The sequence below is a fragment of the Brevundimonas sp. genome, assembly GCF_046299535.1.
Lineage (GTDB): Bacteria > Pseudomonadota > Alphaproteobacteria > Caulobacterales > Caulobacteraceae > Brevundimonas.
This window is the reverse complement of record NZ_JBKBIB010000002.1, coordinates 225,036-246,216: the sequence shown is the minus strand read 5'-3', so window position 1 is coordinate 246,216 and position 21,181 is coordinate 225,036. Positions and strand designations below refer to the sequence as shown.

Annotated in this window: 17 protein-coding genes; 10 read left to right on the top strand and 7 right to left on the bottom strand. The window is 67.5% G+C overall.

What is annotated here, in order from left to right; all coding sequences use genetic code 11:
- On the bottom strand, positions 1 to 1,863 hold the full coding sequence (locus tag ACK4FB_RS02705) for a PPC domain-containing protein (protein WP_409747571.1): 1,863 nt from the start codon (positions 1,861 to 1,863) through the stop codon (positions 1 to 3).
- Positions 1,864 to 1,956: 93 nt separating this feature from the next.
- Between ACK4FB_RS02705 and folD the strand changes: the two genes are divergently transcribed.
- The 5 genes from folD to ACK4FB_RS02680 all read left to right on the top strand — a co-directional run bounded on the left by folD (position 1,957) and on the right by ACK4FB_RS02680 (position 5,850).
- Positions 1,957 to 2,868: a bifunctional methylenetetrahydrofolate dehydrogenase/methenyltetrahydrofolate cyclohydrolase FolD gene (folD, locus tag ACK4FB_RS02700; protein WP_409747569.1), complete on the top strand. Its 912-nt coding sequence runs from the start codon at positions 1,957 to 1,959 to the stop codon at positions 2,866 to 2,868.
- A 49-nt stretch (positions 2,869 to 2,917) separates the two neighbouring features.
- Positions 2,918 to 3,556 (top strand): LemA family protein, encoded by a 639-nt coding sequence (locus tag ACK4FB_RS02695; RefSeq protein WP_409747567.1) that lies wholly within the window; start codon positions 2,918 to 2,920, stop codon positions 3,554 to 3,556.
- Positions 3,553 to 4,344, top strand: coding sequence for a TPM domain-containing protein (locus ACK4FB_RS02690; protein ID WP_409747565.1), 792 nt, complete (start codon positions 3,553 to 3,555; stop codon positions 4,342 to 4,344). Before ACK4FB_RS02695 ends, ACK4FB_RS02690 begins: the two co-directional genes overlap by 4 nt.
- 1 nt (position 4,345) lies before the next feature.
- A complete protein-coding gene (locus ACK4FB_RS02685; protein WP_409747563.1) occupies positions 4,346 to 5,032 on the top strand; it encodes a TPM domain-containing protein in 687 nt (228 codons plus the stop codon).
- 62 nt (positions 5,033 to 5,094) lie between these two features.
- On the top strand, positions 5,095 to 5,850 hold the full coding sequence (locus ACK4FB_RS02680) for an endonuclease/exonuclease/phosphatase family protein (RefSeq protein WP_409747561.1): 756 nt from the start codon (positions 5,095 to 5,097) through the stop codon (positions 5,848 to 5,850).
- On the opposite strand, the gene ACK4FB_RS02675 is transcribed toward ACK4FB_RS02680, so the two are convergent.
- Positions 5,790 to 7,274, bottom strand: coding sequence for a phospholipase D-like domain-containing protein (locus tag ACK4FB_RS02675; RefSeq protein WP_409747559.1), 1,485 nt, complete (start codon positions 7,272 to 7,274; stop codon positions 5,790 to 5,792). The genes ACK4FB_RS02680 and ACK4FB_RS02675 overlap by 61 nt on opposite strands.
- 169 nt (positions 7,275 to 7,443) lie before the next feature.
- On the opposite strand from ACK4FB_RS02675, the gene ACK4FB_RS02670 reads away from it, so the two are divergent.
- The 3 genes from ACK4FB_RS02670 (at position 7,444) to ACK4FB_RS02660 (ending at position 13,344) form a co-directional block, all read left to right on the top strand.
- Positions 7,444 to 7,623, top strand: a complete 180-nt coding sequence (locus ACK4FB_RS02670; RefSeq protein WP_409747557.1) for a hypothetical protein — start codon at positions 7,444 to 7,446, stop codon at positions 7,621 to 7,623.
- A 140-nt stretch (positions 7,624 to 7,763) separates the two neighbouring features.
- Positions 7,764 to 10,310 (top strand): tipN, encoded by a 2,547-nt coding sequence (locus ACK4FB_RS02665; protein WP_409747555.1) that lies wholly within the window; start codon positions 7,764 to 7,766, stop codon positions 10,308 to 10,310.
- A gap of 157 nt (positions 10,311 to 10,467) precedes the next feature.
- Entirely contained in the window at positions 10,468 to 13,344 is a 2,877-nt protein-coding gene (locus tag ACK4FB_RS02660; protein WP_409747553.1) for a M16 family metallopeptidase, read from the top strand.
- 120 nt (positions 13,345 to 13,464) lie between these two features.
- Here the strand turns inward: ACK4FB_RS02660 and ACK4FB_RS02655 are convergent, their stop codons facing one another.
- Positions 13,465 to 14,106, bottom strand: coding sequence for a hypothetical protein (locus ACK4FB_RS02655; RefSeq protein ID WP_409747551.1), 642 nt, complete (start codon positions 14,104 to 14,106; stop codon positions 13,465 to 13,467).
- Between the two features lie 360 nt (positions 14,107 to 14,466).
- On the opposite strand from ACK4FB_RS02655, the gene ACK4FB_RS02650 reads away from it, so the two are divergent.
- Positions 14,467 to 15,021: a PAS domain-containing protein gene (locus ACK4FB_RS02650; RefSeq protein ID WP_409747549.1), complete on the top strand. Its 555-nt coding sequence runs from the start codon at positions 14,467 to 14,469 to the stop codon at positions 15,019 to 15,021.
- Between the two features lie 40 nt (positions 15,022 to 15,061).
- Here the strand turns inward: ACK4FB_RS02650 and ACK4FB_RS02645 are convergent, their stop codons facing one another.
- Both ACK4FB_RS02645 and ACK4FB_RS02640 read right to left on the bottom strand, forming a co-directional pair.
- Entirely contained in the window at positions 15,062 to 15,910 is an 849-nt protein-coding gene (locus ACK4FB_RS02645) for a formylglycine-generating enzyme family protein (RefSeq protein WP_409747547.1), read from the bottom strand.
- Positions 15,911 to 16,216: 306 nt separating this feature from the next.
- On the bottom strand, positions 16,217 to 16,756 hold the full coding sequence (locus tag ACK4FB_RS02640) for a gamma carbonic anhydrase family protein (RefSeq protein ID WP_409747545.1): 540 nt from the start codon (positions 16,754 to 16,756) through the stop codon (positions 16,217 to 16,219).
- 304 nt (positions 16,757 to 17,060) lie between these two features.
- On the opposite strand from ACK4FB_RS02640, the gene ACK4FB_RS02635 reads away from it, so the two are divergent.
- Positions 17,061 to 17,837 carry a PhoH family protein gene (locus ACK4FB_RS02635; protein ID WP_409747543.1) on the top strand — a complete coding sequence of 259 codons (777 nt, stop codon included), beginning with the start codon at positions 17,061 to 17,063 and terminating at the stop codon, positions 17,835 to 17,837.
- A 1-nt stretch (position 17,838) separates the two neighbouring features.
- Here the strand turns inward: ACK4FB_RS02635 and ACK4FB_RS02630 are convergent, their stop codons facing one another.
- Positions 17,839 to 19,110 (bottom strand): cation:proton antiporter, encoded by a 1,272-nt coding sequence (locus ACK4FB_RS02630; RefSeq protein WP_409747541.1) that lies wholly within the window; start codon positions 19,108 to 19,110, stop codon positions 17,839 to 17,841.
- A 111-nt stretch (positions 19,111 to 19,221) separates the two neighbouring features.
- On the bottom strand, positions 19,222 to 21,132 hold the full coding sequence (gene dxs / locus ACK4FB_RS02625; protein ID WP_409747539.1) for a 1-deoxy-D-xylulose-5-phosphate synthase: 1,911 nt from the start codon (positions 21,130 to 21,132) through the stop codon (positions 19,222 to 19,224).
- Positions 21,133 to 21,181 lie beyond the last annotated feature (49 nt).

Here is a 21,181-nt window from a genome sequence, read left to right as displayed (position 1 = left end):
CTACTCCCGGCGCTCGATGCTGATGACGTAGGCGCCCGTGGAGTTGGGCGCATAGCTGTTGGCCCGCAGGGTGTACCAGCCCGTCTCGTCGATCTCGTGCTCGATCAGGGAATTGGTGTCCGACAGCCCGTCGTCATCCGAGGCCAGCAGCACGAAGTCCTCGGCCAGCCCGCGGCCCAGGGCCAGGAAGGCGTCAAACTCGTTGGACACCATGGTGATGCGCAGCCGTTCCCCCGCACGCGCCTGGAATCGATAGTCGTCGTAGAAACTGGCGTCCCCGGCGGCCATGCTGTCGGTATCATCAAGACGGCCGCGCACGGTGGCCCCGATCATCAGACTGCCGGCCACCGGCGCAGGACCGCGATCAGTCAGTTCCAGCGCATAGAGCCCGCGTCCGCTTCTGCCCAGCGGTCGCGCCCGCACGATGTAATCGCCCGTCTCCGGAATGGTGAAGTTCAGGCGCGAGTTCAGCCCCTCGCCCAGGCCGTCGTCGTCATAGGCCAGGGCGACGAACTCACCCTCGGCTGATCCGATTTCCAGGTAGGAGTCGAAATCGCCCGACCGCATGACGATCTGGACGCGCTGATCTTCCTGGCCCCTGAACCGATAGGCGTCGAAGCGACCGCCGGATGAGTCCTGCGCGCTGCTGTCGCTGATCTCGCCCTGCACCGATCGACCGAAGGCCAGGGGCGCGGGCTCGGGGTCCGGCTCGACTTCAGTGACGTCCAGAGTGTAGGCGCCCGTGCTCCCCCCGCTGAACGATCGGGCGCGAAGCTCGTAGTCTCCCGACTCGGCGAAGGTGTGGACCAGACGCGAGTTCAGACCTTCCCCGCCATCATCGTCATAGGCGATACCCTCAAATCCGCCATCGACCATCTGGCCCAGATCCAGGTAGGTGTCGAAGTCTTCCGACGCCATGGCGAAGGCCACTCGCTGCCCCGCCCGGGCCCGGAAGCTGTAGCCTGCGTAGAAATTGCCGTTGTCATCCTCCGTGGCGTCGGGGCCAATCTCGGCTGAGATGGAGTCGCCGACGGCGATGGGCCGCACGGGACCCGGCGCGGGCGCGTCGCCCAGGGACAGGACATAGGACCCCGCGCCCCCCGAATGCAGGGCGGCGGCGCGAATTACATAGTCGCCCCTCGCCGGAGCCGTGAAATTGAGCCGGGAATTCAGGGTCCCGTCACCCGAATCGTCATTCAGGGCGAGTTGCTCAAAACCCGAACCCGTGCCCCGGCCGACATAGACGATGGGATCAAAATCCTCGGACGCGAGACGGATCTGGAACCGCTCGTTCGCCTGGGCGGCGAAGACATAGACGTCATAGAGTTCGTCATCCGGCAGTTGCGGATCACCCTGCTCCAATTCGCCCCTGACTTCAGCGCCGCGCGCGATGCGGGTGGCCGCCGGTTCCGGTGGCGACGGGGCCCGCTCGGTCAGCGTCAACTGGTAGGCGCCCGCCGCTGTCGGGCTGAAACCACGCACCCGGACACGATAGGTACCGTCCATGTCCGGGGCGAAGCGCAGCAGGGCGTGCGGGTACCCGCCGCTGTCGTCGTCACTGGCCAGGGGCGTCAGATCCGCGTGCTCCCCCTCGCGATAGACCGAGAGGTAGGAGTCGAAATCATCGGACGTAAGACTGATATCCAGCCGGTGGGTCGGCCCGGCGCGGATAAGGTAGTCGTCGTACAGATGGTCTTCCTCGGACCATGACCCCACCGGGCCGTACGCGTCACCTTGCTCCAGCATGCCCGTGACGGGCTGACCCGCCGTCAGCCAGGGCGCGTCCTGGGCCATCGACGGGGCAGCCGCCATGACCAGGGCCAGTGCGCTCGCGCAGGCGAGGCGGATGCGGATGGACGGCATGAGTGAATCCCCGTTGAGTTCCCGCTGATCATAGACGCAGAACCGCTACGCCTGTAAATCGCCCCGCGCACACGATTTCTCACGAGGACGATCATGGCCGAAGCGAAACGCATCGACGGCAAGGCTTTCGCTGACCTGCTGGTGGGCCGGATCACCCTCGCGGTGGCTGATCTGCAGACCCGCCACGGCCTCAAGCCCGGTCTGGCGGTGGTCATCGTGGGCGAAGACCCGGCCAGCCAGATCTATGTAAGGAACAAGGGCGAAAGGACGCAGGCCGCCGGCATGCGCTCGAACACCCACCGCCTGCCCGCCGAAACCTCGCAGGATCAGTTGCTGGACCTGATATCGGACCTGAACGCCGATCCAGGCATCCATGGCATTCTGGTGCAGTTGCCCCTGCCCGATCATATCGATTCCGCCGCCGTCCTGGGGGCCATCGACCCGGACAAGGATGTGGACGGCTTTCATGTGGTCAATGCGGGTCGGCTTGCCGTGGGCCTTCCGGGGCTGGTTCCCTGCACCCCGCTGGGCAGCGTCATGCTGCTTAAGGATCAGCTGGGTGACCTGACGGGTCTGAATGCTGTCATCGTCGGGCGCTCCAACATCGTGGGGAAACCCATGGCCCAGTTGCTGCTGGCCGAAAGCTGCACCGTCACTGTGGCCCACTCGCGCACCCGCGACCTGCCAGCCCTTTGCCGCACCGCAGACATTCTGGTGGCCGCCGTGGGCAGGCCGGAGATGATCAAGGGCGACTGGATCAAGGCGGGCGCCACGGTGATCGACGTGGGCATCAACCGCGTACCTTCTTCAGATCCCGAAAAAGCCGTCCAGGGCAAGACTCGCCTGGTGGGTGACGTGGCCTTCGCCGAGGCTCTGGATGTCGCCGGCGCCATCACCCCGGTCCCCGGCGGGGTCGGGCCCATGACGATCGCCTGCCTGCTGATGAACACCTGGACGGCCGCCTGCCGCGCCGCCGGGCTGGACCCTGCCCTTCCTGATGCTTGAACTGCTCTCATCGGCGGGGAATAGTCTTCCAAGGCAGGCGGGAGATTCCATGATGACCCTGAAGCGTTCCCGGGTGGGCGTGATTATCGCCCTGGCCATGATCCCGGCATTGGCCGGATGCGGCGTCAACGCCATCCCCACCAAGGAAGAGCGGGCGCGCGCCGCCTGGGGCGATGTGCAGAGCCAGTATCAGCGCCGCGCCGATCTGGTGCCCAATTTGGTGGCCACGGTCCAGGCGTCGGCGGTGCAGGAGCGCACGGTGCTGAATGAGGTGATCGAGGCCCGCGCCCGTGCCACTTCGGTCAATGTCAGCCCCGACGACGCCGCCGCCATGCAGGCGTTCCAGGCCTCCCAGTCCGAACTTGCCGGCGCCCTGTCTCGCCTGCTGATGGTGGTCGAGGCCTATCCGGAGCTGCAGTCCAACCGCAATTTCCTCGAACTGCAGTCCCAGCTTGAAGGCGCCGAGAACCGCATCGCCATCGCCCGGCGCGACTACAATGAGGCTGTGCGCGACTACAACACAGAACTGCGCACCTTCCCCGGCGTGGTCTGGGCCAGCACCCTCCACGGAGGTTCCGAACCCATGCAGCCCTTCGAGGCGACTGAAGCGGCGCAGACCGCACCCGAGGTGAACTTCAATCTGGACGCGCCGCCTGCCGCCGCCAGCCAGACCGCGCCCGGCCGGTGAGCCTGCGTCCGCGCCTCTGGATCATAGCGCTGACGGCGGTCTGGCTGGCCGCCATGCCCGCCCTGTCCCAGACCTTTCCGACCCTGAGCGGTCGGGTCGTGGACGAGGCGCGTCTTCTCTCGGCCGATCGCGAGGCGGCCCTCAGCGCGCAACTGGAAGCGCTGGAGGCCGAGACCACCCATCAACTGGTGGTCGTGACGGTGAACAGCCTTCAGGGGTATCCCATCGAGGATTACGGTTACCGGCTGGGCCGGGCCTGGGGCATCGGACAAGGTGAAAACGACAATGGCGTGCTGCTCATCGTAGCGCCCAATGAGCGCAAGGTGAGGATCGAGGTGGGATACGGGCTCGAGCCCATCCTGACCGACGCCCTGTCGGCCCGGATTATCCACGAGGACATGCTGCCGGCGTTCCGACAGGCGGGATTCGAACGCGGAATCACACAGGGCGTCGACGCGTTGATCACCCAGATGACCCTTGAGGAAAGCGAGGCGCTCGCGCGGGCGGACTCCGCAGGGCGGCCCGAACCGGGCATGATCTGGGGGGTGCTGATCCTCATCGGCGTCTTCCTGTTGCTGGGCGGCGTCGGGGCGGTGTCCGCAGCCCGGGCCCCGGGGCGGCGCGGACGGCGGCGCGCGGACGGACTCACCCCCATCCTGATCTGGGCCGCCACCGAGGCCGCGCGCAGCCGCACGAGCGGGCGGTCGGGCGGAGGTTTCACCAGCGGGGGCGGATTCAGCGGCGGGGGCGGCAGCTTCGGCGGCGGCGGCGCCTCGGGAGGATGGTGAGATGAAGTTCGGCCGGGAGGAGCACGCCCGTATCACCGCCGCCATCCGCGAAGCGGAAAGATCGACCTCGGGGGAAATCTTCTGCGTCTTCGCCCACCGGGTTTCCCAGCACGCGGACGTGGTCATCGCCTGGGCCGCAGGCCTGGCCCTGGTCTTGCCGGTCCTCATGATCCCGTTCGGATTCAACCCGGCCTGGCTGCCGGGCTTTTCCGCCGGATGGACGGCCGCCCATCTGGCGGCCACGGAGATCACCGTCGCCCTGACCCTGGCGGCCTATGCGGCCTTTCAGTTGTTAGTCTTCGCCTTTGTCTGTCTCATCGGGTGCATTCCCGACGTGCGGCGATGGATGACGCCCCGTACCCTGCGCGCGAGCCGGTGCCGCCGCGCGGCCATGAACCAGTTCCTGGCGCACGGCCTGCACGTCACCGAAAATCGCACTGGAGTGCTGATCTTCGCCAGTGCGTTCGATCATCACGTGGAAATCATCGCCGACAAGGCCATCCATGACGTGGTCGACTCCGGCGTGTGGATGGACGCGGTGGCGGCGCTGGCCCGCCACCTAGGGGATGATCGCGCCGCCGAGGGCTATGAAGCCGCCATCGCCCTCTGCGGACAGGTTCTCAGCGGGCATTTCCCGGCAACCTCCAGCGACCGGAACGAGCTTCCCGACCGGCTTGTGGAAATCTGATACAATTCGGGCCGCTTTTGGGGCTCAAAAGCTTCATCCCATCGCTCTATGGTTCCGCGTTCATGGCCCGACTTCTCACCTACAATGTGCACCGTTGCGTCGGCGTGGACCGGCAGCTGGACGTCGGCCGCATCGCCGGCGTCATCGCGGAGCTGGATCCGGACATCGTCTGCCTGCAGGAACTGGACGTAGGCCGCGCCCGCACCGGGGGCGTGGACCAGGCCCACGCCATCGCCGAACGGCTGAACATGAGCTTCCAGTTCCACCCCGCCATGCGGGTGGAGAAGGAGCTGTACGGGGACGCCATCCTGACCCGTTTGCCCGAGACCCTGGTGCGCGCCGACGCCCTGCCGACCCTGGCCGGTCTCAAGGGGCTGGAGCCGCGCGGGGCCCTGTGGAGTCTGATCCAGGTGGACGGGGTCGAGATCAATGTCATGAACACCCACCTGGGCCTGATCCCGCGCGAACAGCGCCTTCAGGCCGCCGCCCTGATGGGCCGTGACTGGATCGGGTCCCCCAGGCTGGAGGGTCCGGTGATCCTGACCGGAGACTTCAACGCCACGTCCATCACGCGCCCCTATCAGCTCTTCACCCGACGTCTGGACGACGCCCAGCGCCGCCTGGGGCTCAGGCCGAGCCTGAAGACTTTTCCCTCAGGATTTCCCGCCATTCGTATCGACCACTGCTTCGTCAGCGAGGACATCCGGGTCACGGGCGCGCGGACGGGGACCTCACCCCTGGCGCGCATGGCGTCGGATCACCTGCCGCTGGTGATCGACTTCGAGGTCTCCGCCGCGGCCGCCTCCAGCCATGCCTGACGACCCCGCCGCCGCCTCAGCCAGGGCCACCATGCGTCATAGGAGCCGTGGGGGTCGCCTAGTTGCCATTCGGCCATGAACCGGTCGAAGCGGGTCGGCGGCTCCACGCCCAGTTGAAATACGCGGCCATCGCCCAGCGACAGAATGGTCTGGCCCACGGACGGCGACAGAGCTTCGGCGGCGCCATAGGCTTCAACCTCGACTCCCATGAAATGGGAAATGAGTCGCTGCCGCAGCCGCTGCACGAAGGCGCGCCCCTCGTCCGTGTCGGCCACCGTGGCCACGTCACATTCGGTGTCCAGGCCCTGCGAGCGGTTGTTGAGATTGGTCGAACCAATGCGCAGGAACTCATCATCAATGATCGTCACCTTGGAATGGACGATGATGCGCTGCCCCTCCTCCGTCCGGGGGCAGAATGCGGTGAAGCGGTTCTCATGGTCCGCCGCATTCAGCCGCATCAAAATCTCGGCACGGGCCGTGTCCATGGTCAGACGATCGAACCAGCTGGGGCTCTCGGTGGTGGACATCAGAACGATCTCCGGTCCGCCTGGTTCGGTCAGCCGCTCGATCAGTGCCCGGGCGATGACCGGCGAGGTGAAATACTGGTTCTCCAGGTAGATCAGCCTCTTCGCCCGGCGAATGGCGTCCAGATGAAGGGCCAGATTCTCCGTCACCTCGGCGCGTCGACCCCAGGCCGGATCGGTGCGGGCCACGCCCACCTCGACGTCAGTGAGGTCGGGTTCAACGCCCTCGGGCCAGGGATCGAGCCCTTCCTGCTGAATAGGCAGGACCGCTTCCCGCGTGGCGCGAAACCAGCGGCGCCGCGCCAGATCGCCCAGCGTCCTGGCCGCCGGCCCGTCCACCACGCACATGACCTCGTGTCGGGGCGGGGCGATGGCCCCCGACGGCATGCATCGTCGCGGATCGCCATCCAGATGCTCAACCGAGTCCCATCGGTCCGTGGCGATGTCGCCGCCGCCGCAGAACGCCACAGCGTCATCAATCACTACCACCTTCTGGTGGTGGCAAGCGCCCAGAGGCCCGGGGCTGTCCAGGCGGAAGTCCGCGGTTCGCCGCCGGAACCACCGCTGGGCCCGCTGCGGAAAGAAGCCTTGCGACGCCGCGATGAGCAGCGGCGATTTCCAGATCAGCAGGCGGATATCCAGATCCGGGTTCTGCTTGATCATCATGCGGATCTGATGGCCGATCTCGGCCTGGCGATCCCCGGGCCGGGTCTCGGGGTTCAGCCGGGTGCGGGGATCGAACTGCCAGCCCAGCACCACGATGGAGCGCCTGGCCTTGCTCAGCGCCGAGGACAGGGCGTCAAAATAGGCGGCGTTCTCCACCAGCACTGAAAACCGGTTTGCGCGCTCCACTCGCCAGCACGTCTCGCCCGGCTTCAGCCATGTATCCTTTTGAGTCATACCCGCCCTGATTATCGCGGTGTCGTGACGATTTTCCCGGCGCCGCCCGCGCTTCCTAGACGCTCCAGTCCGCGCAGAGTTCCGTCAAGCCCGGCGAATATGGCAAAGGTTGCGGCCAAGCTCCCTTTGAGGCTATAATACATGAAGCAAGACAGGGGAGAGATCGGCGATGCAGGCGCTGATCCAGATCATCGTCGGCCTGGTGGCCGCCATCGCCGCGACGGCGCTGGCGCAATTCGGCGTGGATCTGAACGTGCCTCGTGCCGCCGACCGTGAAGTGCGGCGCGTGGCCGACTGCCCCGAGCCGGTCGCCGATCTGAGCGCCGGTCCTCCAGCCCGGAACTGCTGACTCAAAGCGACGGATACGTCGAATCCTCCGTCCCCGGGGCGATGTCGCCTTTGCGCGGCGGTCATGAGTCGCTAGTTTCACCCTTCGCGCGAAACTGAACGCGTCCGGCGATGCGCGCTGCCGGACCACGAGGCCTGTTCATGACCAAACGCAGCCGGCTGTCGACCAAACCGGAAGCCCAGGCGGACGCCCCGCCAGAGGCGGTCGAGGCCGGGCCCGGCGTGACGTCGAGTCCGCGCACGCCATCCGAGCGACCGATGTCGGAGCGTCAGCGACGCCGTCTGGCCGAGCAGGAACGCAAGGCCCGCGAGGCCGAGGACGAGGAACAGCGCCTCGCCCGCGAAGCCGAGGAAGCCGCCGTGGCGGCCGCCATGGCCGACATCCGCGCCCAGATGAGCGAAGAGACGCCGCAACCGCCCGCAACTCTGGAGGAGACGCCCCCGCCCCCGGCCGTGACCGGCCTGCCAACTGTGCAGGTGGCGCCGGCCGGCAGCCGTCACGCCTATCTGATCGCCGCCCTGGCGGTGGTGCTGTGGATCGGCGGCGTCGCCGCCTGGGCCGCGTTCCAGACCGGAGCAGGCTTCCGCGGCCTTGAGCCTATCCAGATCGCCATCTACGCCTTGCTGGCCTTGGCCCCCGCCGGCCTGGCCATCCTTCTGGCGCAGGCGGTCCGCCAAGGAGCCCTGCTTTCGGCAGAAACCAGACGGGCCCGCGCCCTCGCTGACGCCATGATCGCCCCCACCGCCCTCGCCGCCCAACAGACGGGCGTCATGGTCACCGCCCTGCGCGGCGATATCGATCAGGCCACCCTGGCGGTCGAACGCGCCCGCACCGAGTTGGCTACCCTGCGTCAGGCCCTTGGCGAAGAAACCGAGCGCCTGACCGAGGCGGCGGAAACCGCCCAGCGCTCGGCCCGTCGCCTGTCCGAGCAACTGAGCGGCGAGCGGACCAGCCTGCAGGCCCTGTCCAGCGAACTTGAGAAGCAGGCCGCCGGAGTCGTGGACGCAGTGGAGCGACAGTCCCGCATGGTTGTGGACGCCTCCGACCTGGCCCAGACCCAACTCCGCGAGGCCGAAGCCGCCCTGGCCGCGCGCGCCGCAGACATGGCCGCCGCCGCCGGAGAGGCGCAGGACGCCGCCCGCCTGGCCGCAGACGATCTGTCGCGCCAGACCCTGCGGCTGGAGAACGCCGGCTCCGGCGTCGCCGAACAAATCCAGTCGGTCGAGGAAGGCTTGAGCCAGCAGCGCGCTGCACTCGTCACCGCCGCCTACGCCCTGCGCACCGATCAGGAGGATTTCTCGGCCCAGGTCGAGAGCCAGCGCGCTCAATTGATCGAAACCCTGTCCGCGGCGCGATCCGCAGAGGGCGAATTGTCCGAGACCTCCTCGCGCAGCGTCGACGTGTTGCGGGATCTGGTGGAGGCGGCCGCCGACCAGTTCCGCGCGCTCAGCGAATTGTCGAGCCGTGAGGCCGAAGCCTTCGACGGGGCCACCCGCAAGGCGCTGGATCGCTTCGAGGCCCTGGCCGCCGACGCCCGGGACACCGTGGCCGAAGAGGCGCGCCGGGCGATGGAAGCGCTCAACGCCGTGGCCGCGGAGTCCCGCGCCGCCGCCGCCGAGGCCGCCGACCAGGCCCAGGCCCGCGCCGACATCCTTGGCGAGGCGCTCTACGCCGCCGCGCAGAAAGCGGACCACGCCGCCGACAGCCGCATTGAGGGGGCCCGCCGCATCGTGGATGAAACCTCGTCCCTGGTCGATGAGGCCGGCCAGAAGGCCGTGGAAAGGCTGGAACTGACCGTCGAGAAGCTGAACGTGGTCATGGGCCAGGTGGACGACGCCATGGGCGAGTTGGACGCCCGCGCCGCCCGCATGCCGGAAGAAGCCCGCAGTCGCATCGACGAGGTGCGCGCCACGGTTGAGGAGGGCCTGAAGGCGCTGAGCCAGGCCTCGCGCAAGGCCGCAGAGGACACCGAGGCCCTGGACGCGGCCTTTCAGGAGCGTGTCAAACGCAACTACGACATGCTGTCCGAGGCGGTGCGGCTCATGGGCGTCGTCTCCGGCGACTCGCCCGTGGCCGCCCAGCGCCGCCGCGAATCCCTCGCGGACAAGGCGCCGGAGACCAAAAAATCCCCCCCCGACGGTCCGGCTCAGCCCGAGAGGGAAGACGATTCATCAGGGGGGTTCGGCCTGCGGGGCCGGCTGAAGCTGGAACCGGCGGCGCCGGCGCCAAAAGCCGAGGGCGACGGCAGGCGCAGTCTCAGCTGGAAGGACCTGATCGAGAATGAGGGCCAGGAGCCGCCGCTGACTCTGGAAACTCCCGTGGCCGATGATGAATCTCTGGGAGAAAGCATCACCGAGGCCATTCGCCGCATGGGCGTTGACCCCAACGCCCTGCTGCCGCGCTCCCGCGTGGAGGAGGCGGCGGCCGCCTTCCAGGATGGGGAGCCTGACCGCGCGCGCCATATCGTGCGTCGCATCGCTCCGGCGGCGGTGCGCAGCGTATCGCGCCGCGTCCTCAGTGACGCCGACCTGAAGGCCGACGCCGAGCGCTATGTCCGCCAGATGGCCCGCCAACTGGCCCAGGCCGCGCGAGAAGACTCCGAGGGCTACGCCGTGCTCTCGCGCCTCGCCACAGGCCCGGGACGGACCTTCCTTCTACTGGACGCTGCGGTGGGCGACCTGGCGTAGAATTCATTACCCTTTAAAGCTGGCGCCGGATTGCCCCCACCGAGGCATCGGACCTAATATCCCGCGACATCGCTTGGCTATGGGGGCGGCGATGATCTCACTTTATGTCGCAGCGCGGCTTGCGTGCGTCCCCCGGCGACTGATCTGGAGATCATCCATGCGTTCCGCGCTTTCCCGTTTGCTCATCGGCGCTTCCGCTGTCGCCCTGCTGTCTTCGGCCGCCCTGCCCGCCGTCGCGCTACAACAACCGGAAGCCGCCGCCGTCGCCTCGGCCACGGCCCCCGGCTGGCCCCAGGCGACCAGCGACGTGCCCGCCGATCCGAACGTCCGCTTCGGGCGACTGCCAAACGGCATGCGCTACGCCATCATGCGCAACGCCACTCCGCCCCAGCAGGCCGCCCTGCGCCTGAATTTCGATGTGGGCTCTTTGGCTGAGGACGAAGATCAGCAGGGTCTGGCCCACTTCCTGGAACACATGGCGTTCAACGGCTCCACCAACATTCCCGAGGGCGAGATGACCCGGCGGCTGGAGCGGCTGGGCCTGTCATTCGGCGGCGACACCAACGCCTTCACCAGCTTCGACCAGACCGCCTATCTGCTGAACCTGCCCAACACGTCAGACGAGGTGGTGGACACCAGCCTGATGGTGATGCGCGAAACCGCCAGCGAGCTGCTGTTCGACGCCGACGCCGTGGACCGCGAGCGCGGGGTCATCGTCGGCGAGGAACGCACCCGCAACACGCCCCAGCTGCGCGCCACCCGGGCCCTGCTCCAATTCGTTGCGCCCGGCCAGCGCCTGGCCAACCGCCTGCCCATCGGCGATCTGGACATCATCCGCACCGCGCCCCGCGATCGCTTCGTCGATTTCTACCGCGCCTATTACCGGCCGGAGCGCGCCACCGTTATCGCGGTCGGCGATTTCGACGTGGACGTGATGGAGGCGAAAATCCGCGACAGGTTCGCGGACTGGACCAACGACTATCCGGCCGGCTCCGATCCGGTCATCGGAGAGTTGCAGCCCCGCGAGGCCGAGACCTACATCCATATCGAGCCGGGCGCCCAGTCCAGCGCCCAGCTGATCTGGACCCAGGCGCCCGACCAGCGTCCTGACAGCCTGGAGACCCGGCGTGAAGGCGTCCTGCGCAATCTGGGCCTGGCGGTCCTGAACCGGCGCATGAGCGAGCTGTCGCGATCCTCCAACCCGCCCTTCCTCGGCGGCGGCGGCGGTCATCAGGAGCTGTTCGGCGCCATGGACATCGGCCTGGTGGTGGCCAGTTTCGAGACCGGCGCCTGGCAACCGGCCATTGAGGCCGCCGAGCAGGAACAGCGCCGTCTGGTCCAGCACGGCGTCAGCGAGGCCGAGTTGCAGCGGGAGGTCACCGAAATCCGCACGGCCCTGGAGAACGCCGCCGCCGGCGCCGCTACGCGCCAGACCCCGGCCCTGGCCGGCGCCCTGCTGAACGCGGTCAACAACGAGGACGTCTTCACCAACCCGGCCACCAACCTGGCCATCTTCAACGCCGTGGTCGAGAGCATGACCGTGGCGGACGTCAACGCCATCCTGCGTGCGACCTTCGACGGCAACGGCCCCCTGGCCCTGATCACCACCCCCCAGCCCATCGAGGGCGGCGCGGCCGTGGTGACCGCTGCGCTCGAGGCGTCCCAGCTGATTTCGGTGGAAGCTCCTGCCGCCACGGACGCCATGGAATGGCCCTACACCGACTTCGGAACGCCCGCCGCGCCGTCCGACCAGTCCGTGCTTGATGACCTGGGGACGACCCTGGTCACCTTCCCCAACGGGGTGCGGCTGACGGTCAAGCCGACCGACTTCAGTGACGAACAGATTCTGGTCTCGGTGCGCGCCGGCGGCGGTGATCTGGACCTGCCTTCCGATCGCATGACGCCCCTGTGGGCCATTGACCCGGTGCTCAGTGAAGGCGGCCTGGGCCAACTGACGCGCACCCAGATCGAGCAAGTCCTCAGTGGAGACGTGGTGAGCATCAGCGCGGGCGCGGGCCAGGACGCCTTTACCCTCTCGGGCGCCACCCGTCCCGCAGACTTCCAGACCCAGTTACAGCTTCTGGCGGCCTATTTCACCGACGCCGCCTGGCGGCCGGAACCGTTTCAGCGGATGCAGGGCATGATGGGCCAGTATCTGGACCAGTTGCGGGCCACCCCCGGCGGGGCCTTCGCGCTCGAAGGCTCGGGTCTCGTGGCCAACGGCGACAAGCGCTTCAGCTTCCCCACCGCCGAAGAGATCGCCGGCGGCTCGATTGAGGAAATGCGCGAGCTGTTCACCCGATCCACCAGCGCCGGACCGATCGAGGTTCTGGTGGTCGGCGATGTGACGGTGGAGGACGCAATCGCTGCGGTCGGCGCCACCTTCGGCGCCCTGCCGACCCGTTCGGCTGAGCCCCAGCGTCCGGGGTCGGCCCTGACCGTGGCGTTCCCCGCGCCTGTTTCCGAGCCCGTCCGCCTGTCGCACACGGGTCAGGCCGGTCAGGCGCTGGGCTATGTGGCCTGGCCGACCACCGACTCGATCGGTGATCGCCGCGACGCCCGTATCGCCAGCCTGATGGCCCAGGTGCTGCAACTGCGCGTCACCGACGAACTGCGCGAAAATCAGGGCGTGGCCTATTCGCCGCGGGCAGGGTCCACTTCCTCGACCGTCTTCCCGGACTACGGCTATGCCTTCATCCAGATCGAGACGCCGCCCGAGGCCCTGGGCGGCTTCTTCGAGACCGCCGACGAGATCGCGGCCGGCCTGCGCGACGCGCCGGTGGACGATGACGAACTGAACCGCGCACGCCTGTCGGTGGTGGAGTCGATCCGCAGGGCCCGAAACACCAACCCTTACTGGCTGAACGCCCTGGACGGCTTCCATGACGATCCCGACAAGATCGCGGCCGTTCGTACGGTTGTGGACGAGCTGGAATCAATCACGCCCGAGGAAATCCAGCGAGCGGCCCAGGCCTATCTCCGGCCCGACCGCGCCTGGCGCGCCACGGTCACGGCCGAGGCGGCGGCGGAGTAGGTTGACGAAAAACGGCCCCGGTCGGTGACCGGGGCCGTCAAGTCGCACTCAGGAAGGCGTCGATAAAATCGACTGTCCCATCATGATCCAGCCCGCATGACGCGGCGCTGAACAGCGGGTTCAGAACACCCGGCCGCCCACGCCCCCGTCCAGGGTGATGGCGGAGTTGATGACTTCCCCATAGGATTCCTCGATCACCTCCTCGCGCCAGGCGGTGTAGGTCTCCTCCCGGTACAGCGTCAGGATCTTGAGGCCCGCGCCATAGCGGCGCAGCAGCGACCGTTCGTTGCAGTCCCGCTCGGGACGCTGCGGGCGACATTCGACCATGCCCCGGGAATGCCACAGGGCCTCGCCCGCGCGACATTGCAGTGTCTCGCCGCCGTCAAAGCTGACGTCGTCCAGGTATTCGGCGATGGTCGCCTGAAGGCGCGTACCCGCCAGGCACCGGTATAGTTCGCCCTCATAGCTCTCCAGCACGTCCCGGCCGGGGCGCACCTGGGCGGCGGGGTGGGGCACGGAGCGCGTATCGATGCACACGGCCTGGATCACCACCCGGCGCATCGAACGGCGCGTCTCGGTGTAGGGCACGCGGATCGTCCGGCTCATGGCCATGCCGCCGACGTTCAGACCCTGGATGGTGGTGGGATAGGGCTGGTCGACCTGAAAATAGGCCCCGCCTCCCCCGCCGACCACGATGGTCGTTCCGGCGCGGGCCGAGGCGCCGGCGCGGGCCGAGGCGTTGGCGTTCACATTGACGTTCACATTGACGTTGCCGCCACCGCCGCAGCAAGGGGGCGGCGCGGGGGGCTGACAGCAGGCCGGAGGCGGCGGAGGCGGCGGAGGGGGCGGCGGCGGCGCACAGCACGGCGGCGGAGGCGGCGGACAGGCTGTGGGGCCGCATTGGGCCGCCGCCTTGTCGGCCAGGCCGACCACAAACAGACCCGCAAGGGCCGGCATCCAGTGTCTGATCCGCAACCGCATGGGCCGGGCTCCCGCATTCAAACCTTGCACGGCTCTGCAAGACGCAGGCCGGTTAAGATTGCCATACAGACAGCAAACCCTTGCGTTTCCGTTGCCATCGGGCCGCCTCGGGGCGGCCCGAGCCTTGCGAAGGCGGCCACGATGACAGATTCCGTGTTTCATTCCGGCATTCAGCGGCTTGTGGACGCGTGGACCGCCCTGCCCGGCGCGGCGCGCATTCCCGATCGCGCCGCCTTCGACCCCAATGCGCTGGGTCGCCTTCTGCCGCAGGTGTTCATCGCCGAGCGACGGGACGAGGGACTCGTGTTTCGTCTCGCTGGGGGCTGGATCGAGCGCGCCCACGGCCGTCCGCTCAAGGGCGCATACCTGCTGGAGGTGTGGCGCCGCGAGAGCCGCCTGATGGTTCACCGCGGCCTGGCCCAGGCGTTCCGCGAGGGCCGCCCCATGATCTTCAGCGCCGACATGGAGATTGAGGACGGCGCCCTGCTCCCCATCGAGATCGTGGCCGCCCCCCTGCGTGGCCCCGCCGGTGTTCCCGACCGCCTGCTGGGCCTGTATCAGCCGCTCGGCGCCGAGGCGGACGAGGCCAGAGGCGTCCAGGGCCTGATCGTGCGCGCCATGACCCCCGCCACGACGCCGGCCGCCCGCCGCGCCGCCCTCACCCTGGCCGCCGTGGACGGAAGGCGGATCGCCTGAGGGCTGTGCTCAGATGGCCCGGCGGAGAACGCCCGCCTCCCTATTCGGGAAGCGTCCTCGCCACACGCAGGCCCTTCCAATTTGTCCTGCTGTTCGGCCAGCCATAGGAGCGCTGGGCGGAACGCAGCTGGTCCGGGCCACTGTTCCAGGCGCCCCCCCGGGCGACACGGTCGGGACAATCATCGCTCGTGCGAGCCGAGCCGTCAGTGGGCGCGTCTTCATAGCTGTCGGAGTAACAATCCTCGACCAGCTCCAACACATTGCCGTGCATGTCATGAAGGCCAAAGGCGTTGGGCAGCTTGCGTCCAACGGGATGCGTGTTGCCGTAGGGGCGGAAGCGGTCGCGGCTGTACCAGGCATGGTCATCCAGCCGGCTGACATCATCGCCAAAGCTGTAATCGGCGTCCGAGCCGGCCCTTGCGGCGTATTCCCATTCCGCCTCGCTCGGCAGGCGGTAGCGGTCCGCACGGTTCGTGAAGCCCGTCCTGTGGTTCAACCAGTCCACATAGGCTTGCGCATCATGCCATGAGACACATGTCACCGGATGATCGCCTGATTGCTCGAACCCGGGGGACAGCCAGGTCGTTCCGGGCATCGCGCGCACTTGACCGCTGAACCACCTCAGGCAGACCTCGTCCGGGCTCCAGCCGGTCTCTTCCGCGAAGGCGCTGAACTCATCCACGCTCACTTCGTAGCGGCCGACGGCCAGACGATATCCGATCTGAACCATGCGTTGGGGGCCTTCATCACCAAGTCCCCTGTGCTCCGACGCCGGCGAGCCCATTGTGAAACGCCCCGGGGGCAGAACCACCATCTCCGGGCCCTGGCCAGGCCCGGAGATGAACGGGTCGCGGAATACGTCGCCTGTCCGGTTCTGCGCCTTGGCCATATCGGCCAGAGCGAGCGCGCCGAGGGCGCACAGGAGCATGGGCCACGGCTTCAACCCTGCTGGTAATTGAACGTTGACTGTCATGGCGCCAGACCCCCAAACATTCCCCTTGATCAGGGGTATCGCCCCGGCTCTACGGCCTGATCGACCAAAGGTATCCATTTCGATGGAAAACCAAAGTCGCAAATCGACGCTCGGCGGAAAGACCTCATTTTTCTTTCACACGCTGCCCCTTTCCACTTCACTGGCGCATGGAGAACCACCAGAAACAGCCGCTCCCTGCACTCCACTTGCACCGTTTTTCGATCACACAGTCTGATCCAGCCGGGTCAGGCCCTGCGCGTAGCGCTTCCAGTTCTGCACATAGTGCTCGGCCGACATCTTCAGCATCTCGATCTGGGACGCCTCCAGCGTGCGGATCACCTTGCCCGGAGCCCCGACCACCAGCGAGTTGTCGGGAATCTCCTTGCCCTCGGTGATGATCGCCCCCGCGCCGATGATGCAATTCCTGCCGATCTTCGCACGGTTCAGCACCACAGCATTGATGCCGATGAGGCTGTTGTCGCCGATGTCGCAACCGTGCAGCATCACCTTGTGCCCCACCGTCACGCCGCGCCCGATGGTTAGCGGCACGCCCACGTCGTTGTGGAGCACGCTCCCGTCCTGGATGTTGCTGTCCGGCCCGATGGTGATGGGCTCGTTGTCGCCTCGGACCACCGCGTTCCACCAGATGCTGGCGCCGGGGTGAAGAATCACGTCTCCTATGACCGTTGCATTCGGCGCGATCCAGTATTCGCCCTCTGGCGGGAGCTGCGGTTGTTTTGCGTCAAGACTGTAAACAGTCATCAGAACCCCTCGTAACTATTATCTTTTTCAGCGCTTTAAGTGTTTGGAAACCACGTTAGCATCAAAGTTGTTCAGCGATTCGAGATCGTCCTGGCGACATTCGAATCCGTAGCCGGATCAAGCCCGGTCCGGCCAGACACGAGGACGCTTGCGTGTCGCGTTTCGTTCGGCGGCGGGATTTCCCGCCGGGAGCCATGCCCCCGACCGGCCACGACGGCGCCCTGCGTCTGTTCTCCTCCCCAACGCTCTCGTTCGAGGCGGGTCCCTTTCGGGTCTCGCCTTTTTTCATGCCTCGGAGGCTACCATGACCAAGCGTTCCGCCCTCAAGCGCCAATCCCGTGACGCCGGCCGGGAGGGCGTATTCGATACACGCCAGTTTTCCGAGGACTCCAAGGTGCGGCGTCTTCCGACGCAGACCGGCTGGTCGCCCTATCCATCCAACGACGACCGCGACCAGTCCTACATGAAGACCCTCAAGCCCAAGTCGGACGGCCAGGCCGAGCTGATGGAGGCCATCGACACCCACAATCTGGCCCTGGCCCTCGGGCCGGCAGGCACCGGCAAGACCTATCTGGCCGTGGCCAAGGCGGTCGAGGCGCTGGAGGCGGGCAAGGTCGGCCGCATCGTCCTGTCCCGACCCGCGGTCGAGGCCGGCGAATCCATCGGCTATCTGCCCGGCGACATGGAGGACAAGCTGGCCCCCTATCTGCGCCCCCTCTACGACGCCCTGTCGGACCGCCTCAGCATGAAGCGGGTCAAGGCGCTGATGGCCGAGGGCCTCATCGAGATCGCGCCGGTGGGCTACATGCGCGGCCGCACCCTGAACAACGCTTTCATCGTGGTGGACGAGGCCCAGAACTGCACCTACGTCCAGCTCAAGATGCTGCTGACCCGGCTGGGCTGGCACTCCACCATGGTGGTCACCGGCGACCCGCAGCAGTCCGACCTGCTGCCCTCCCTGTCCGGCCTGTCCGATATCGCGGAACGCTTGGAGCCCGTCTCCGGCATCGCCGTGGTCCGCCTCGCCGAACAGGACATCGTCCGACACCCGCTGGTGGCCAGCATGATCGGCGTTTTGTGATCTAGCTGCGGCCGACCTCTGCCAGGTCGTCCCTGCGGGCGGGACCGTCAAGGTCCAGCACTTCGCCGGTCTCGCCCGCACCGGCCGGCGGCCCTTTGCGCGCATCCATCCAGTCGGCCACCCTGAACACGAACGGATTGACCGCGATCGAGATCAGCGCTCCGGCCAGGATCAGGTCCTGGGTCTCGCGGCTCATGGCTCCCAGATAAACGCTCAGCGACGCCAGGATGAAGGTGAACTCGCCCACCTGCGCCAGGCTGGCGGCGACCGTGAAGCTGACATGGCGGTTGACCCGGAACAGGGTGGTGATGGCCAGGGCCGCCATGGACTTGCCCACCAGCACGATCATCAGCACGCCGAATACCGCCAGCGGCTCGCGCACCACGATGCCCGGGTCGAACAGCATCCCTACCGAGACGAAGAACAGCACCGCGAAGGCGTCGCGCAGGGGCAGCGCCCGCTCCGCCGCATTGTGCCCCAGCGGCGTGCCGTTCAGCACCAGTCCGGCCACGAAGGCGCCCAGGGCGAACGAGGCGCCGAACACCGCATAGGCCAGCCAGGCGATGCCCAGGGCGATGGCCAGAACCCCGAGGGTGAACAGTTCTCGCGACTTGGTGTGGGCGATGCGGACCAGCACCCACGGCAGCACCCGCCCGCCGACCAGAAACATCAGGCCGACGAACACGGCCACCTTCAGCAGGGTCCAGCCGATGGACAGTCCCAGGGTCGCCGGGTCCGCCGCCTGCCCGCCGGGCAGCACCAGCAGCGGCAGCATGACCAGGGCGATGACGATGACCAGATCCTCGACGATCAGCCAGCCAATGGCGACGCGGCCCACCTCGGTCTTGATCTGCTGGCGCTCCTCCAGCGCCCGCAGCAGCACCACGGTGGACGCCACCGACAGGGAGAAGCCCAGCAACAGGGCCTCGCCGTCGCCCATGCCAAGCAGTCGCCCCAGCGCCCAGCCCAGCACCGTAGCCGCGGAAATCTGGGCCAAGGCGCCCGGCACGGCGACCCTGCGCACCTTCATCAGGTCGCGGGGCGAGAAATGCAGCCCTACCCCGAACATCAGCAGGATGACCCCGATCTCGGCCAGCTGGGGCGCCAGCTCCATGTCGGCCACATAGCCCGGGGTGAACGGCCCGATCAGCACGCCCGCCAGAAGATATCCCACAAGCGGCGACAGCCTCAGCCGGTTGGCGATCATGCCGAACACGAACGCCAGCACGAAGCCACCGACAAGGGTGACGATCAGGCTGTCGGCGTGCGGCATCCGCCCTCCGTCTCAATGGGGTGTCCCATCTAACTGCGGCGACGCTTGTCCAAGTGCAAGAGCGACGGAGGGGACGAAGCGGGAATTGCGCGCTCCGGCCCAGCGTCGTGGTCAGGCCCGCGCCTTTGCGGTCGCCGCGTCTACGCCCAGCGCCGTGAGGGCCGCAGCGGCGATGTGCTCGGCGTTCAGACCGGCCTGGGCGTACATGGCCTCGGGCTTGTCCTGATCCTGGAACACGTCGGGCAGATACAGGGTGCGGACCTTCAGTCCGGCGTCCAGCGCGCCCTTCGCGGCCAGCATCTGCAGCACGAAGCCGCCGAAGCCGCCCATGGCGCCTTCCTCGACCGTGATCAGGGCCTCGTGCTCGCGGGCCAGACGCAGGATCATGTCTTCATCCAGCGGCTTGGCGAAGCGGGCGTCGGCCACGGTGGCGGACACGCCCCGCGCCGCCAGCGCCTCGGCCGCCTTGAGCGATTCCTGCAGCCGGGTGCCCAGCGACAGGATCGCCACCGTCGTGCCCTCACGCACGATGCGGCCCTTGCCGATGACCAGCGGCGCGGACAGTTCGGGAATTTCCACGCCTACCCCATCGCCGCGCGGGTAGCGGAAGGCCGAGGGGCGGTCGTCGATCTCGAGACTGGTGGCGATCATGGCGGCCAGTTCGGCCTCGTCCGACGGCGCCATCAGGACCATGCCCGGCAAGGCGCCCATGTAGCCGATGTCGAACGAGCCGGCGTGGGTCGGCCCGTCGGCGCCCACCAGACCAGCCCGGTCCATGGCGAATCGCACCGGCAGCGACTGGATCGCCACATCGTGCACCACCTGGTCGTAGCCGCGCTGAAGGAAGGTGGAATAGATGGCGCAGAACGGCTTCATGCCGTCCGCCGCCAGACCCGCCGCAAAGGTGACCGCATGCTGTTCGGCGATGCCCACGTCAAAGGTTCGGTCGGGGAAGGCCTGGCCGAAAAGGTCGATCCCCGTGCCCCCCGGCATGGCGGCGGTGATGGCGACGATGGACGGGTCGCGTTCGGCCCGCTTGATCAGCTCGGTCCCGAACACCTTGGTGTAGCTGGGCGCGTTGGAGACGGACTTGGACTGCTTGCCGGACACCACGTCGAACTTGACCACCCCGTGGTACTTGTCGGCGCTGTTCTCGGCCGGGCCGTAGCCCTTGCCCTTCTGGGTCACCACGTGGACCAGCACCGGGCGGTCGGTGATGGCCGCAGCGTTCTTCAGCACCGGCACCAGCACGTCCATATCGTGCCCGTCGATGGGGCCGACATAGTAGAAGCCCAACTCCTCGAAGAAGGTGCCGCCCGTGACCATGCCCCGGGTGTACTCCTCGGCCTTGCGCGCGGCGTCGCGGAACGGGCGCGGCAGGTGCTCGGCCATCTTCTTTCCGAAGCGGCGCATGTTCTGATAGGCGCCGCCGGAGACCAGCTTGGCCAGATAGGCGCTCATCCCGCCCACCGGCGGGGCGATGGACATGTCGTTGTCGTTCAGGATGACCGTCAGCTGACCGGTGGTCTCAGCCGCGTTGTTCATGGCCTCATAGGCCATGCCGGCGGACATGGAGCCGTCGCCGATGACCGCCACCACCTTGTTGCCGGATTTCTTCTGGTCCCGCGCCGCCGCAAAACCCAGGGCTGCCGAGATGGAGGTGGACGCGTGCGCCGCGCCGAACGGGTCGTAGTCGCTCTCGGCCCGCTTGGTGAAGCCCGACAGGCCGCCGCCCTGACGCAGGGTCCGGATACGGTCGCGCCGGCCGGTCAGTATCTTGTGCGGATAGCACTGGTGCCCCACGTCCCAGATCAGGATGTCCTTGGGCGTCTCGAACACATGGTGCAGGGCCACGGTCAGTTCGACCACGCCCAGGCCCGCGCCCAGGTGCCCGCCGGTCACGGACACGGCGTCGATGGTCTCGGTTCGCACCTCGTCGGCCAGCTGTCGTAACTGGGCGACGCTGAAACCACGGGTGTCTGCGGGAAGGGCGACGGTGTCGAGAAGCGGGGTGTCCGGCATAAGCCCTTCTAGTCCGTGATCGGCAAAGACGCGATAGCCGCTGTGGCCG

Bases quoted from the DNA above. Each gene is read 5' to 3' on its own strand.
- ACK4FB_RS02705 (WP_409747571.1), bottom strand. From the start codon at position 1,863: ATGCCGTCCATCCGCATCCGCCTCGCCTGCGCGAGCGCACTGGCCCTG.
- folD (WP_409747569.1), top strand. From the start codon at position 1,957: ATGGCCGAAGCGAAACGCATCGACGGCAAGGCTTTCGCTGACCTGCTG.
- ACK4FB_RS02695 (WP_409747567.1), top strand. From the start codon at position 2,918: ATGATGACCCTGAAGCGTTCCCGGGTGGGCGTGATTATCGCCCTGGCC.
- ACK4FB_RS02685 (WP_409747563.1), top strand. From the start codon at position 4,346: ATGAAGTTCGGCCGGGAGGAGCACGCCCGTATCACCGCCGCCATCCGC.
- ACK4FB_RS02680 (WP_409747561.1), top strand. From the start codon at position 5,095: ATGGCCCGACTTCTCACCTACAATGTGCACCGTTGCGTCGGCGTGGAC.
- ACK4FB_RS02675 (WP_409747559.1), bottom strand. From the start codon at position 7,274: ATGACTCAAAAGGATACATGGCTGAAGCCGGGCGAGACGTGCTGGCGA.
- ACK4FB_RS02670 (WP_409747557.1), top strand. From the start codon at position 7,444: ATGCAGGCGCTGATCCAGATCATCGTCGGCCTGGTGGCCGCCATCGCC.
- ACK4FB_RS02665 (WP_409747555.1), top strand. From the start codon at position 7,764: ATGACCAAACGCAGCCGGCTGTCGACCAAACCGGAAGCCCAGGCGGAC.
- ACK4FB_RS02660 (WP_409747553.1), top strand. From the start codon at position 10,468: ATGCGTTCCGCGCTTTCCCGTTTGCTCATCGGCGCTTCCGCTGTCGCC.
- ACK4FB_RS02650 (WP_409747549.1), top strand. From the start codon at position 14,467: ATGACAGATTCCGTGTTTCATTCCGGCATTCAGCGGCTTGTGGACGCG.
- ACK4FB_RS02645 (WP_409747547.1), bottom strand. From the start codon at position 15,910: ATGGCCAAGGCGCAGAACCGGACAGGCGACGTATTCCGCGACCCGTTC.
- ACK4FB_RS02640 (WP_409747545.1), bottom strand. From the start codon at position 16,756: ATGACTGTTTACAGTCTTGACGCAAAACAACCGCAGCTCCCGCCAGAG.
- ACK4FB_RS02635 (WP_409747543.1), top strand. From the start codon at position 17,061: ATGACCAAGCGTTCCGCCCTCAAGCGCCAATCCCGTGACGCCGGCCGG.
- ACK4FB_RS02630 (WP_409747541.1), bottom strand. From the start codon at position 19,110: ATGCCGCACGCCGACAGCCTGATCGTCACCCTTGTCGGTGGCTTCGTG.
- dxs (WP_409747539.1), bottom strand. From the start codon at position 21,132: ATGCCGGACACCCCGCTTCTCGACACCGTCGCCCTTCCCGCAGACACC.